The organism is Streptomyces sp. cg35, assembly GCF_050410835.1.
GTDB lineage: Bacteria > Actinomycetota > Actinomycetes > Streptomycetales > Streptomycetaceae > Streptomyces.
Genome location: NZ_CP191268.1, coordinates 5040225 through 5052987, shown reverse-complemented (window position 1 = coordinate 5052987; position 12763 = coordinate 5040225). Strand labels below are relative to the sequence as shown.

The 12763-nt window shown below is 73.0% G+C and carries 12 protein-coding genes; 7 read left to right on the top strand and 5 right to left on the bottom strand.

Annotation, left to right across the window (positions count from 1 at the left end; genetic code table 11):
* Positions 1-18 precede the first annotated feature (18 nt).
* The 3 genes from ACQUQD_RS23015 (at position 19) to ACQUQD_RS23005 (ending at position 4353) form a co-directional block, all read left to right on the top strand.
* A complete protein-coding gene (locus ACQUQD_RS23015) occupies positions 19-801 on the top strand; it encodes an ABC transporter ATP-binding protein (RefSeq protein WP_428954017.1) in 783 nt (260 codons plus the stop codon).
* Positions 798-2381 (top strand): transporter, encoded by a 1584-nt coding sequence (locus ACQUQD_RS23010; RefSeq protein WP_428954016.1) that lies wholly within the window; start codon positions 798-800, stop codon positions 2379-2381. Before ACQUQD_RS23015 ends, ACQUQD_RS23010 begins: the two co-directional genes overlap by 4 nt.
* Positions 2382-2961: 580 nt before the next feature.
* On the top strand, positions 2962-4353 hold the full coding sequence (locus ACQUQD_RS23005; protein WP_428954015.1) for a PAS domain-containing protein: 1392 nt from the start codon (positions 2962-2964) through the stop codon (positions 4351-4353).
* An 11-nt stretch (positions 4354-4364) separates the two neighbouring features.
* On the opposite strand, the gene ACQUQD_RS23000 is transcribed toward ACQUQD_RS23005, so the two are convergent.
* Positions 4365-5129, bottom strand: a complete 765-nt coding sequence (locus tag ACQUQD_RS23000; RefSeq protein ID WP_428954014.1) for an SIS domain-containing protein — start codon at positions 5127-5129, stop codon at positions 4365-4367.
* Positions 5130-5342: 213 nt separating this feature from the next.
* On the opposite strand from ACQUQD_RS23000, the gene ACQUQD_RS22995 reads away from it, so the two are divergent.
* From ACQUQD_RS22995 to ACQUQD_RS22985, 3 genes are all read left to right on the top strand, one after another.
* The gene (locus ACQUQD_RS22995; protein WP_428954013.1) at positions 5343-6035 is read left to right on the top strand and encodes a metal-dependent transcriptional regulator; all 693 of its coding nucleotides are present in this window, start codon (positions 5343-5345) and stop codon (positions 6033-6035) included.
* Between the two features lie 490 nt (positions 6036-6525).
* Positions 6526-7389: an alpha/beta fold hydrolase gene (locus ACQUQD_RS22990; RefSeq protein WP_428954012.1), complete on the top strand. Its 864-nt coding sequence runs from the start codon at positions 6526-6528 to the stop codon at positions 7387-7389.
* Positions 7390-7511: 122 nt separating this feature from the next.
* Complete coding sequence (locus ACQUQD_RS22985; RefSeq protein WP_428954011.1) at positions 7512-7640, top strand: hypothetical protein; 129 nt, start codon at positions 7512-7514, stop codon at positions 7638-7640.
* Here ACQUQD_RS22985 and pdxH read toward each other — a convergent pair.
* Positions 7630-8268: a pyridoxamine 5'-phosphate oxidase gene (gene pdxH / locus ACQUQD_RS22980; protein WP_428957637.1), complete on the bottom strand. Its 639-nt coding sequence runs from the start codon at positions 8266-8268 to the stop codon at positions 7630-7632. The two genes, ACQUQD_RS22985 and pdxH, sit on opposite strands and share 11 nt — an antisense overlap.
* Positions 8269-8598: 330 nt before the next feature.
* On the opposite strand from pdxH, the gene ACQUQD_RS22975 reads away from it, so the two are divergent.
* Positions 8599-9711: a citrate synthase 2 gene (locus tag ACQUQD_RS22975; RefSeq protein WP_428954010.1), complete on the top strand. Its 1113-nt coding sequence runs from the start codon at positions 8599-8601 to the stop codon at positions 9709-9711.
* A gap of 131 nt (positions 9712-9842) precedes the next feature.
* Here the strand turns inward: ACQUQD_RS22975 and ACQUQD_RS22970 are convergent, their stop codons facing one another.
* From ACQUQD_RS22970 to ACQUQD_RS22960, 3 genes are read right to left on the bottom strand one after another with little or no spacing between them, the layout of a single operon-like run.
* Positions 9843-10436: a TetR/AcrR family transcriptional regulator gene (locus tag ACQUQD_RS22970; protein ID WP_428954009.1), complete on the bottom strand. Its 594-nt coding sequence runs from the start codon at positions 10434-10436 to the stop codon at positions 9843-9845.
* Positions 10424-11176 (bottom strand): enoyl-CoA hydratase family protein, encoded by a 753-nt coding sequence (locus tag ACQUQD_RS22965; RefSeq protein WP_428954008.1) that lies wholly within the window; start codon positions 11174-11176, stop codon positions 10424-10426. The genes ACQUQD_RS22970 and ACQUQD_RS22965 overlap by 13 nt, the downstream gene beginning before the upstream one ends.
* Complete coding sequence (locus ACQUQD_RS22960; protein WP_428957636.1) at positions 11176-12738, bottom strand: 4-coumarate--CoA ligase family protein; 1563 nt, start codon at positions 12736-12738, stop codon at positions 11176-11178. Before ACQUQD_RS22960 ends, ACQUQD_RS22965 begins: the two co-directional genes overlap by 1 nt.
* Positions 12739-12763 lie beyond the last annotated feature (25 nt).

Sequence of the window (12763 nt, the reverse complement as noted above, 5' to 3'; positions counted from 1 at the left end):
GACGAAGGGCGGACCCAGTTGACCCCGGCCGAGGAACCAGCAGCCGTACGCGTACACGACCTGTGGAAGTCCTTCGGCCGGCAGACCGCGGTCGCCGGCATCGAACTGGCCCTTCCCGCGGGCAGGTTCATCGGACTCGTCGGCCCGAACGGGGCCGGCAAGACCACCACCCTGTCCATGGTCACCGGACTGCTCCGGCCCGACCGTGGCACCGTGCACGTCGCGGGCCACGACGTCTGGGCCGACCCGGCCGAGGTCAAGGCCCGCATCGGCGTGCTGCCGGAGGGCCTGCGCCTCTTCGAGCGCCTCTCGGGGCATGAACTCCTCGCGTACACGGGCAGGTTGCGCGGTCTGCCCGGCGCGGAGGTCGACAAGCGTGCCGCGCAGCTCCTGGACGTGCTCGACCTCTCCTCGGCCCAGCACAAACTGGTCGTCGACTACTCGACCGGCATGCGCAAGAAGATCGGCCTCGCCGCGGCCCTCCTCCACAACCCCGAAGTCCTCTTCCTGGACGAGCCGTTCGAGGGCGTCGACCCGGTCTCCGCCCAGACCATCCGCGGCGTCCTGGAACGCTTCACCCGGGCCGGGGCCACGGTCGTCTTCTCCTCGCACGTGATGGAGCTGGTGGAATCGCTGTGCGACTGGGTCGCCGTGATGGCCGCGGGCCGCATCCGGGCACACGGGACGCTCGCGGAGGTGAAGGGCGACGCGGCGTCGCTGCAGGAGGCGTTCCTGGAGCTCGTCGGGGCGAACGGGCGGGACGGCGGCGGCTCCCTGGACTGGCTGGGCGGCGAGCGATGACACCGACCCGGGTGCTCGTCCAGCTCAAACTGGCCCTGCTGCGCAACGGGTTGCGGCAGTCCGCCGGGCGCCGCGCCGCGTACATCGCCTCGGTCCTCGTCGTCCTGCTGATCGCCGCGCTCCAGCTCCTCGGCCTCGTCCTCCTGCACGGGAACACGCACGCCGCCACCGTCGGCGTCCTCCTCACGGCGCTGCTCGCGCTCGGCTGGGCGGTGCTCCCCCTGTTCTTCCCCAGCGGCGACGAGACCCTCGACCCGACCCGCCTCGTGATGCTGCCGCTGCGCCCCGATCCGCTGGTGCGCGGGCTGCTCGTGGCCTCGCTCGTCGGCATCGGCCCGCTGTTCACGCTCTGCCTCGCGGGCGGCGCGGGGTACGCCGTCGCGCACGGGGCCGCGGCCGCGGTCGTCGCCGTGTTCGCGGTCCCCCTCACCGTCCTCACCTGCGTCGCTCTCGCCCGGGCCGTCGCCGCCGCCAACATCCGGCTGCTCACCAGCCGCAAGGGCCGCGATCTCGCCGTCCTCAGCGGCCTCGTCGTCGCGATCGGCGCCCAGCTCGTCAACTTCGGTGCGCAGCGGCTCGGTTCGGCGGGCGGGGTGGGGGCGCTCGACCCCGTCGCGGACGTGCTGCGCTGGGTGCCGCCCGCGTCGGCGATCGGCGCGGTCGACGCGGCCGGCGACGGCGCGTACGGGACGGCCGCGGTCCGACTGGCGCTCTGCCTGGCGGGGTTGGCCGCGGTGCTCGGCGTCTGGCGGCGGGCCCTGACCCGGCTGATGACGTCCCCGGACGGCTCGACGCTGCAGGCCGCGGAGCCCGGCCGGCGCGGGCCGCGCCGCACGAGCGGCCGCCGCCTGCTGCCCGCCGGGCGCACCGGCACCGTCATGGAACGCAGCCTGCGCTACGTGTGGCGCGACCCGAAGACGAAGGCCGCCTGGATCACGTCCCTCGCCATCGGCCTGATCGTCCCGGTCTTCAACGCCCTCCAGGGCACCGGCTCCGTCTACTTCGCGTGCTTCGCGTCCGGCATGCTCGGTATCCAGATGTACAACCAGTTCGGGCAGGACACCTCCGCCTTCTGGATGGTGGCGATGACGATCGCCTCGCCCCGTGACGCGTACGTCGAACTGCGGGCCCGCGCCCTGGCGCTGCTCCTGATCACCCTCCCGTACGCCACGCTGGTCACCGTGATCACCACGGCGATGCTCGGCGCCTGGGCGGACCTCCCGGAGGTGCTGGGTCTCTCCTTCGCGCTGCTGGGCGCGATGCTCGCGACGGGCGCCTGGTCCTCGGCCCGCTTCCCGTACTCGATCCCGCAGGAGGGCTACAAGAACGTCGCCCCGGGACAGGCCGGCCTCGCCTGGATCTCCATCTTCGGCGGCATGGTCGCCGCGGCCCTGCTCTGCGCCCCCGTCCTCGCGCTCACGATCACCCTGCACGCGACGGGCGCCGACTCCTGGTCCTGGATCCTGCTCCCGGTCGGCGCGGCCTACGGCGCGGCGGCGACGCTTTTCGGCCTGCGCCTGGCGGCCCCGCGCACGGCGGCGCGGCTGCCGGAGATCCTGGCGGCGGTCAGCAAGGGTTAGGCCCCGTCCGGGCCCTGGAACGCAGACGACCCGCGAGCCGTGGTTCCTCCCGTACGAGACGGTCGGAAGCCGGCCGGACGTACCGGCAGCTCGCGGGTCGGGTGACTGCTTGGGAATAGGGCCGGCTGCACGCACAACTCACGTGCGGGTCCGGCGCCGAATTCGAGACGCGACGACGGGCCGCTAGCCCGCAGTCACCTCAGACGTCCGGCGTGCATACATGCTCCGAACCACCTCCTCTCCTCTGTGTCCCCCAGCCTAGGAACCGATGGGACAGCTCTCAACCGCTTTTTCGAGACCTTGGGAAAACCAGCCCTCACACCCCGGCCACCCCGTCGATCGCCTCCCGCAACAGATCGGCGTGGCCGCGGCCAAGGGTGAGGGCGGAGCTGGGGATCGCGGGGTGCCGGGACAGGGCGGCCGTCGGGGGTGGTGGTCAGAGGGGGCATGCTGGACCGGTGCGCTTATCGGATTCCGTAAAGTTGACCGAACTCCGTGTGGGATGCGTCACGTTCGAGTTGAATGATCTGAAGGAGTACGAAGGCGTCGTCGCGCCGACACAGCCTGCAGGGGGTGCCAGGTGAGTGCTTCCCGGCGTAGTGGGACCACCGATGCGCTCGGGCCCGACGAGCCCGAGCGTGACGGGCCGGACGGGGCCGATCTGTTGGCCGCGCTGCTGGACGGCATGGATGCCGCCCTGTGCGCCTTCGATGCCGACGGGCTCGTGACCCATTGGAACCGGGAGGCCGAGCGGATCCTGGGCTGGTCGGCGGAGGAGGCCGTGGGCCGCAGCGGGTTCGCCGGGTGGGCCGTGCGGTCCGCCGACGCGGACGAGGTGCAGGGACGGCTGCTGGCCGCGATGCACGCCCCGGGGCGGCAGGTGAACGAGTTCGCGCTGGTCACCAAGGAGGGCGGGCGGGTTCTCGTCCGTACGCAGTCGGCCGCCGTGCGGGGTCCCGACGGGAAGCCCGCCGGGGTGTACTGCGCCTTCAGCGAGGTGCACGCGCAGATCGACCTGGAGCGGTCCATCGCGTTGAGCGAGGCCCTGTTCGAGGACGCCGCGTGGGGCGTGGTCCTGGTCGACGCCGACCTGCGGCCCGCCGTGGTGAACGCGCACGCCGCGCGGGCCCTGGGCTCCGGCCGCACCGCCGTACTGGGCCGCCCGCTGGGCGAGTTGATCTCCCAGGGCGTGGAGGAGCTGGAGAGCGCCCTCGCCCACGTGCTGGCGGAGGGCGCGCCGCCGTCGCCCATGGAGGTGTGGGTGACGCTGCGGCTGCCGGAGGGGCGGCAGGAGCGCAGATGCTGGCGGAGCGGCTTCGTACGGCTGGCCTCGCCGCTGACCGAGGAGCCGGTACCGCTGGGCGTCGGCTGGCTGTTCCAGGACGTGACCGAGGCCAAGCAGACCGAGCAGGAGGCCGCGCAGCTCCGTTTCCGGTCGCACCAGTTGCACCGCGCGGCGCGGGCCGCCGCCGAGTGCGAGGATCCGGCCGAGGCGGCGACCGTGCACCTGGACTTCGCGCTGGCCGGGTTCGCCGACCACGCCGTGATCGACCTGCTGGTGAGCGAGGAGCCGGTGCGGCTGGTGCGGGCGGCCGCCACGCCGTCGGGCGCGCCGGGGCCGAGCCTGCTCGTGACCCGGGGCGCGCTGCCGGTCCGGTACGCGGAGGGGCATCCGGCGCTCCAGTGCGTGGACCGGGCCGGTTCCGTGCGGGCCGGTGTCCCGCAGGCGGGCGGTCCCGGGGCCGCGGAATGGGCGTCGGCCCGGCAGTGGCCGGAGGGGACCGTGTACGCGCTGTGCGCGGTGCTGCGCAGCCGGGGGCGGACGCTGGGCGTGGTGACGTTCCTGCGCGGGACGAGCCGGGCCCGGTTCGAGCGCGGGGACGCCATGTACGCGGAGAGCGTGGCCGTACGGATCGCCGCCGCGGTGGACCTGGCCTCCGCGGGCCCGCCCGGGGGCGCCGGCCCGCGCTGACCGGGGCCGGGTCAGTACTGGTAGAAGATGCGGTCGCCGTACTCCGCGAAGACCTTGGCGTTCCAGTCGTGGCCGCCGTCCACGTTGCCCGAGCGGAGCAGGGGCGGCTGGACGCCGCGGTCGGCGAGGGACGTGGCGCAGGTGGCCAGCGTCGCCTGCATCAGGGCGCTGGTGGTGATCGTGGAGGCCGAGGCGAAGGGGGCGTCGACGCCGTCGTGGGTGAGCTCCGCGTCGCCCACCTCGATCTTCGAGTCGAGGACGATGTCGCAGTGGTCGCGCAGGTACGTGCCGGAGACGTGGCGGGACTTCGGGGCGTCGGGCCCGCCCGCGTACGCGAGGGAGGTCACGCCGATGACCTTCAGGCCGAGCGCCCGGGCGTTCATCGCCATCTCGACGGGCAGGGCGTTGCGCCCGGAGAGGGAGATGATGACGAGGGCGTCGCCCGCCTTGGCGGGGCTGGAGTCCAGGACCGCCGCCGCCAGGCCGTCGACCCGCTCCAGGGCCGAGCCGAGCGTGGCCGGCATGACGTCCACGCCGACGGCGCCGGGGACGGCCAGCAGGTTCATCAGGGCCAGGCTGCCGGCGCGGTAGACGACGTCCTGCGCGGCGAGCGAGGAGTGGCCCGCGCCGAAGGCGAAGAGGCGGCCGCCCGCGACGACGGTGTCGGCCAGCAGGGTGCCGGCCGCGGTGATGTTCTCCAGCTCCTCGTCGCGGACCCGCTGCAGGCGGCCGATCGCGGCGTCGAGGTACTGCGCGGCCAGCTTGCTCTCGCTCATCGGCGTAGCCCCTTGAGTCGTGGTGTCGCGGATCACGGTGCGGTCTGGACCAGGGCCGTGTCAATACGCTTCCGGGCCCTGTCGGGCCATGGTTTCCCCGGCGCGGGACGGTTGTCAGCGCTATGCGTCAGAATTGGGGGCAGGGCCAGCGCACGAGCGACGCGGCGAGCCAGCGGAGCCGCTGCGGAGCAGAGAGCTACACGAGGGGCACGTATGTCCGGACTGATCGACACCACGGAGATGTACCTCCGCACCATCCTCGAGCTGGAAGAGGAAGGTGTGGTCCCCATGCGCGCCCGGATCGCCGAGCGGCTCGACCAGAGCGGCCCGACGGTCAGCCAGACCGTGGCCCGTATGGAGCGGGACGGCCTGGTGGCCGTCGCCGCCGACCGGCACCTGGAGCTGACCGACGAGGGGCGCCGGCTCGCCACCCGCGTGATGCGCAAGCACCGGCTCGCCGAGTGCCTGCTGGTCGACGTGATCGGCCTGGAGTGGGAGCAGGTGCACGCGGAGGCGTGCCGCTGGGAGCACGTGATGAGCGAGGCCGTGGAGCGGCGGGTCCTGGAGCTGCTGCGGCACCCGACGGAGTCGCCGTACGGGAACCCCATCCCGGGCCTGGAGGAGCTGGGCGAGAAGGACGGGGCGGACCCGTTCCTGGACGAGGGCATGGTCTCGCTCGCCGACCTGGACGCGGGGGCGGACGGCAAGACGGTCGTCGTACGGCGCATCGGCGAGCCGATCCAGACGGACGCGCAGCTGATGTACACGCTGCGCCGGGCGGGCGTGCAGCCCGGTTCGGTGGTCAGCGTCACGCAGTCGCCGGGCGGCGTCCTGGTGGGCAGCAGCGGGGAAGCGGCGGAGCTGGAGGCGGACATCGCCTCGCACGTCTTCGTGGCCAAGCGCTGATCCCGGCACCCCGCCGTCAACTGCCGTGATGTGCGGGGCAGTTGGTTTGCTTTCGTGCGCGCGACACGTTCGTACAGAAAGCCAGATTCCCTGTGCGGAATCGCAGCGGCCGGACGCTCCGCGTGCCAGGCTGTCGCGTGAGGCATATGACCGGAGGGGGGCAGGTATGGACCTGCCGTTCGGGACACGGCACGGCCGGGGGGCGCGGGGGCCGATCGCAGCGGAGGGCCCCGGCGCCTTACGGCGCCGGGGCCTGTCCTCCCCTGTTCTGACCCGGAGCCCCGAGCTCCCAGGGTCATCCCCTCCGGACCGATTTCCCCGAGCGGTCCGCCTCCCGAGAAAGAGATCCCCTCGGCGGCGCCGGTCATTCCTTGAGCGTTGTCACTCAAACGAGGGGTGTTACCGAAGAGCGCCACGCTTTCGAATAAAGGTTCGATAGCGTGCGCGGGTACGCGACTGCAGGCGCGACCACGAGGGGGTGCCAGGGCCTATGGCGCGGCGCATCGACGTGACCGGAGCGGGCGGGGTCCGCCTGGCCGCCTGGGAGTTCGCCGACCCGCCCAAGACGGGCGAGGCCGGGCGCACCCCCGGAGTCCTGTTACTGCACGGCCTGATGGGCCGGGCGTCCCATTGGGCCGGCACCACGCGCTGGCTCGCCGAGCGGCACCGGGCGGTCGCCCTGGACCAGCGCGGGCACGGTCAGAGCGACAAGCCCCCGCAGGGGCCGTTCGACCGGGAGGCGTACGTGCTGGACGCGGAGGCGGCGCTGGTGCAGCTGGGCCTGGAGCCCGCCGTCCTCATCGGGCACTCCATGGGGGCGCTCACGGCCTGGCAGCTCGCCGCCCGCAGACCCGATCTCGTCCGCGGACTGGTCATCTGCGACATGCGGGCCTCGGCGCTCGGCGCCGCCTCCCAGCGGGAGTGGGAGGACTGGTTCAAGGCCTGGCCGCTGCCGTTCGCCACGCTCGCGGACGTCCGCAAGTGGTTCGGCGAGGACGACCCCTGGGTGGAGCGGCCCAATCCGTCGCGCGGCGAGTTCTACGCCGAGGTGATGACCGAGACCCCGGACGGCTGGCGGCCGGTGTTCTCCCGGCGCCAGATGCTCCAGGCGCGCTCGACGTGGGTGTACGACGCGCACTGGGAGGAGCTGGCCGCCGTGCAGTGCCCGACGCTCGTGCTGCGCGGGCTCGACGGGCAGCTGGGGCGGGCGGAGGCGCAGGAGATGGTGCGGGTGCTGCCGCGGGGCGAGTACGCGGAGGTGGCCGACGCCGGGCATCTCGTCCACTACGACCAGCCGGACGCGTGGCGCGCGGCGATCGAGCCGTTCCTCGACGGGGTCCTGGCCGAGCTCTAGGCGGGCCGGGGCGCCCTTTCGCCGTGGAACCTTCGGGTTCGGCGGCGGATGCGGGTTGCGTCGTGGCCGGTCGCGCAGTTCCCCGCGCCCCTGAAGGCATGCGCTGGACGCAGCCTTCTCCGATGGAGACGGCGCACGAAGTGGGCCTCTCCAGGGGCGCGGGGAACTGCGCGACCAGCCCCCACCGGACCCGCACCCGCCGGCACACCCCGCACGCCTACGGCGAAAGCGCAGCGCTCGTCACGGGCTGAGCCGCTCGACGCGCCAGACGCCGGGCCCGGCACAGACGAAGCGGAGCCGGTCGTGCAGACGGTTCTCGCGGCCCTGCCAGAACTCCACCGTCTCGGGGACGACCCGGAAGCCACCCCAGTGCGGCGGCACGGGAACCTCCGCGCCCTCCGGACAGCGCCGGACCAATTCCTCGTACGCCGCGTCCAGTTCGCCCCGCGACGCGATCACGGAGGACTGCGCGCTGGCCCAGGCGCCCAGCTGGGACCCGTGCGGCCGCGAGTGGAAGTACTCCTCCGTCTCCCGCCGGGAGGTACGCGCCGCCGTCCCGGTGACGAGGACCTGACGGCTCATCGGGTGCCAGGGGAACAGCAGCCCGATGTGCGGGTTCGCGGCGAGGTCCCGGGCCTTGCGGGAGCCGTAGTTGGTGTAGAAGACGAAGCCCTCGTCGTCGTACGACTTCAGCAGCACCGTGCGGGAGCTGGGCCGCCCCTCGGCGTCGGCCGTGGAGACGACCATCGCGTTCGGCTCGGCGAGCGGGGAGCCGGGGGCCGCCGCCTGCTTGAACCAGCGCGTGAACTGTTCCATCGGGTGCGCGGCGAGATCGGACTCCAGGAGCCCGCCGTCGCGGGTGCGGTACTGCTCCCGCATGGCGGCGGGATCGGGTTCGGCACCGGGCGCTGATTCGACGTCGTCGTGGGCGGTCACGGCGTCATCCTGCCGTACGGGCGATGGCCGCGAGACGCCGAACGGACACGCACGGAGTGAAACATGGCACTGAGTGCCGCGAACTCTCGCCATCTGTGGCACCGAGGGTTATCTTCCTGGTGCCGAAACGATGCCGAAACGGTCCGCCTGCCGGTTGGGTGACCGCGTGCCGTACGGGGCATCACGGGTGTGACCGACCCGGAGCGCGAGTCCTGTGCGACCGCGCATCCGTCACTCATGCAGCACAGTCCACGCATCAAGAGGAGCCGCCTGATGTCCGACTTCGACCCCGGCTTTGTACCTGGCCTCGAGGGAGTCGTCGCCTTCGAGACGGAGATCGCCGAACCGGACAAGGAGGGCGGCGCCCTGCGGTACCGGGGCGTCGACATCGAGGATCTCGTCGGCCACGTGTCGTTCGGGAACGTCTGGGGGCTGCTGGTCGACGGCGCCTTCAACCCGGGCCTGCCGCCGGCCGAGCCGTTCCCGATCCCCGTCCACTCCGGGGACATCCGCGTCGACGTGCAGTCGGCGCTCGCCATGCTCGCGCCCGTCTGGGGCCTCAAGCCGCTGCTCGACATCGACGAGAAGCAGGCCCGTGACGACCTCGCCCGCGCCGCCGTCATGGCCCTGTCCTACGTCGCGCAGTCCGCGCGCGGGCAGGGCCTGCCGATGGTGCCGCAGAGCGAGATCGACAAGGCGCAGTCCGTCGTCGAACGGTTCATGATCCGCTGGCGCGGGGAGCCGGACCCCAAGCACGTCGCGGCCGTCGACGCGTACTGGACCTCCGCCGCCGAGCACGGCATGAACGCCTCCACGTTCACCGCCCGCGTCATCGCCTCGACCGGCGCGGACGTCGCCGCGGCGCTGTCCGGTGCCGTCGGCGCCATGTCCGGGCCGCTGCACGGCGGCGCGCCCTCCCGCGTCCTCGGCATGATCGAGGAGATCGAGCGGACCGGGGACGCCGACGCGTACGTCCGCAAGGCGCTCGACAAGGGCGAGCGGCTGATGGGCTTCGGGCACCGGGTGTACCGCGCCGAGGACCCGCGTGCGCGGGTGCTGCGCCGGACGGCCCGGGAACTGGGCGCCCCGCGGTTCGAGGTGGCCGAGGCGCTGGAGAAGGCGGCGCTGGCCGAGCTGCACGCGCGGCGGCCCGACCGGGTGCTCGCCACGAACGTGGAGTTCTGGGCGGCGATCGTGCTCGACTTCGCCGAGGTGCCGGCCCATATGTTCACGTCCATGTTCACGTGTGCCCGTACGGCGGGATGGTCGGCGCATGTGCTGGAGCAGAAGCGGACGGGGCGGCTTGTGCGTCCCTCGGCGCGTTATGTGGGACCGGCGTCCCGTCCGCCCCAGGACATCGAGGGCTACGCCGACATCGCCCAATAGCCCGGGAGTCTGCGACCGTTCGCGACTGCGGGTTCGTCGTGGCCGGTCGCGCGGTTCCCCGCACCCCCGCAGATGCGCACTCCGTGCGCCATCTCAGGGGCGCGGGGAACTCACCCGAGCGACGGCCCCGCTCAGCCCAGCACCCGCTCCACGATCCCGCCCCACTCGGAGACGACCCGCTCCCGCCGCGCCCTGTCGTCCGTCAGCAGATTCGCCAGCCCGAGGCCGCGCGCCATGTCCAGCAGCCCCTGCACGGTCTCCCGCACCCCGGGCACGGACTCGTCCGCGTCCAGCAGCTCGACGGCGATGCGGTGCGTCTCGCGGCCGACCCGGGCCTCCAGTTCGGCGACCCGGTCGCTCAGCTGGGGCTCGTGCGACGCGGCGACCCACAGGTGCAGGGCCGCCCGGAACAGCGGCCCGGTGTAGAGGTCGACCAGGGCCGCGACCGCCTCGGAGCGGCCCTGCGGGCGCAGGCCCCGCAGCGCGACCGAGCGTTCCTCGGCGACGTACTCGACGGCGGCCGTGAACAGGTCCTCGCGGGTCGGGAAGTGGTGCTGGGCCGCGCCCCGCGAGACCCCGGCGTGTTCGGCGACGACGGACACCGTGGAGCCGGACCAGCCGCGTTCGGCCAGGCACGCCACCGCCGATTCCAGGAGCTTCTGCCGGGTGGCGCGCGAGCGGTCCTGCTTCGGTGCCGTCACGGCACGTGGGGTCACAACACCCATGCGGGGTCCCGTCGTTCGAGAAAGGCCGTCATCCCTTCGTGAGCCTGCGCGGAGCCGAACAGCCGCGCCGACAGCCCGGTGAGCGCCCGCGCGTCCCGGTCGAAGGCTTCCAGGACCTTAACCGTGAGCAGCTTCTTCGTCTCGGCCAGGCCCTGCGGGGAGGCCCTGCGCAGCCCGTCGAGGACCGGTTCCAGTACGCCGTCCACGTCCTCGTCCGGCGCCGAGGCCACCGTCACGAGCCCGATCCGCGAGGCCTCGGCCGCGTCGAACCTCTCCCCCGTCAGGTAGTAGCGGGCCACCGCGCGCGGGTCCAGACGCGGCAGCAGCGGCAGGGAGATCACTGCGGGGGCGACGCCGATGCGTACCTCCGTGAAGGCGAAGGTCGACGCCGCCGAGGCCGCGGCGATGTCGCAGGCGCCGAGCAGCCCGAGGCCGCCCGCCCTGACGTGTCCGTCGACCCGGGCCACCACCGGCTTGGGCAGCTCGACGAGCCGGCGGAGCAGGCCCACCAGCGCGTCCGGGTCGGGCGGATCACGCAGATCGGCGCCCGCGCTGAACGTGGTGCCGGTGTGGGTGAGGACCACGGCGCGTACGTCGTGGTCCTTCCCGGCCCGGGCGAGCCGCTCGGCGAGTTCGCCGACGAGGGCCGAGGACAGGGCATTGCGGTTGGCGGGCGAGTCCAGGGTGAGCGTGGTGACGCCGCGGGTGTGGGCGTAGTGGACGAGATTGCCGGCCGGCATCAGCTCTCCCTCAGTTGGCGGCGCAGGATCTTCCCGGAGGCCGCGCGCGGCACCCCGTCGATGAACGCGACGCGGCGGATCTTCTTGTACGGGGCGACGCGCTCGGCGACGTACGCCGTCACGTCCGTCTCGCTCAGGGCGGGGTCGGCGCGCACCACGAACGCCTTCGGGATCTCGTTGCCGTCGTCGTCGAGGACGCCGATGACCGCCGCGTCCGCGATGCCGTCGTGGGTGAGGAGCACCGCTTCCAGCTCGGCGGGGGCGACCTGGAAGCCCTTGTACTTGATGAGTTCCTTGACGCGGTCGACGACGAACAGCCAGCCGTCGCCGTCGACCTCGCCGACGTCCCCGGTGTGCACCCAGCCGTCGCGGTCGATCATGTCGACGGTGGCCTGGGGGCGGCCGAGGTAGCCCTTCATGACCTGCGGGCCGCGGATGAGGATCTCGCCGGGTTCGCCGGGGGCGGCGTCCTTCGCCGGGTCGTCCAGGGACAGCAGCCGCATCTCGGTCGACGCGATCAGCTTGCCGACGGTGCCCGGCGGCGGGTTCTCGGCCGCCAGGGGGACGACGTGCGTACCGGGCGAGAGTTCCGTCATGCCGTAGGCCTGGCCGACGGGCGGCAGGCCGAGGCGGCGCGAGCAGGCCTGCGCGAGGTCGGCGTCCAGGGGCGCCGCCGCGCTGATGATGTACCGCAGCGACGACAGGTCGTAGCCCTCGACGGCCGGGTGTTTGGCGAGGGCGAGGACGATCGGCGGGGCCACGTACAGCGCGTCGATGCGGTGCTTCTCGATCGCGGCGAGGAACGTGTCGAGGTCGAAGCGGGGCAGGACGACCACGGTCGCGCCCTGTCGCAGCGGGGCGTTCATGAGGGCGGTCAGGCCGTAGATGTGGAAGAACGGCAGGACCGCGAGGACGCGCTCGCCCTGGTGGGTCGGGATCAGGGGTTCCAGCTGGGCGAGGTTCGTGGCGATGTTGCGGTGGGTGAGCATGACGCCCTTGGGGACGCCGGTGGTGCCCGAGGAGTACGGCAGCGCCGCCACGTCCTCGGCCGGGTCGATCGCGACGGCCGGCTCGGGAGCGTCCGTGGCGAGCATGTCGAGCAGCGAGCGGTGGCCGCTGTCGCCCGGCGGGTCACAGACGAAGATCTCCCGTACGCCGCCCGCGATGCCGGCCGCGGCCCGGGCCGCCTCCAGCAGCGGGGTGACGGTGACGATCCAGCTCGCGGCGGAGTCCCGCAGCTGCTTCGCGAACTCCTCGGGCGTGGCCAGCGGATGGACCGTCGTCACGGAGGCGCCCGCGCGGGTGGCGCCGTAGAACGCCACCGGGTAGGCGACCGTGTTGGGGCTGTGCAGGGCCACGACGTCGCCCTTGCGGACGCCCGCCCCGGCGAGCCCGGCGGCCACTCTGCGATGGAACTGGTCGAGCTGGGCGTACGTGATCGTCGTGCCGGCCACCGCGTCGACGAGGGCGGGGGCGTCGCCGCGGGCGGCGGCACCCCCGAGCACGGCGTCGTGAATGGGCTCGTCGACGACGGCTGCGTCCTCGTACTCACTCCGGAACACCATGCTGAACTCCTCTTCGAAGAAG

What these genes read in the sequence shown, in the direction of transcription:
- ACQUQD_RS22970 (WP_428954009.1), bottom strand. Translation starts at nt 10,436, where the DNA reads ATGGGTGTTGTGACCCCACGTGCCGTGACGGCACCGAAGCAGGACCGC.
- ACQUQD_RS22995 (WP_428954013.1), top strand. Translation starts at nt 5,343, where the DNA reads ATGTCCGGACTGATCGACACCACGGAGATGTACCTCCGCACCATCCTC.
- ACQUQD_RS23010 (WP_428954016.1), top strand. Translation starts at nt 798, where the DNA reads ATGACACCGACCCGGGTGCTCGTCCAGCTCAAACTGGCCCTGCTGCGC.
- ACQUQD_RS22985 (WP_428954011.1), top strand. Translation starts at nt 7,512, where the DNA reads ATGGAGACGGCGCACGAAGTGGGCCTCTCCAGGGGCGCGGGGAACTGC.
- pdxH (WP_428957637.1), bottom strand. Translation starts at nt 8,268, where the DNA reads ATGCGGGAGCAGTACCGCACCCGCGACGGCGGGCTCCTGGAGTCCGAT.
- ACQUQD_RS22965 (WP_428954008.1), bottom strand. Translation starts at nt 11,176, where the DNA reads ATGCCGGCCGGCAATCTCGTCCACTACGCCCACACCCGCGGCGTCACC.
- ACQUQD_RS22975 (WP_428954010.1), top strand. Translation starts at nt 8,599, where the DNA reads ATGTCCGACTTCGACCCCGGCTTTGTACCTGGCCTCGAGGGAGTCGTC.
- ACQUQD_RS23000 (WP_428954014.1), bottom strand. Translation starts at nt 5,129, where the DNA reads ATGAGCGAGAGCAAGCTGGCCGCGCAGTACCTCGACGCCGCGATCGGC.
- ACQUQD_RS22990 (WP_428954012.1), top strand. Translation starts at nt 6,526, where the DNA reads ATGGCGCGGCGCATCGACGTGACCGGAGCGGGCGGGGTCCGCCTGGCC.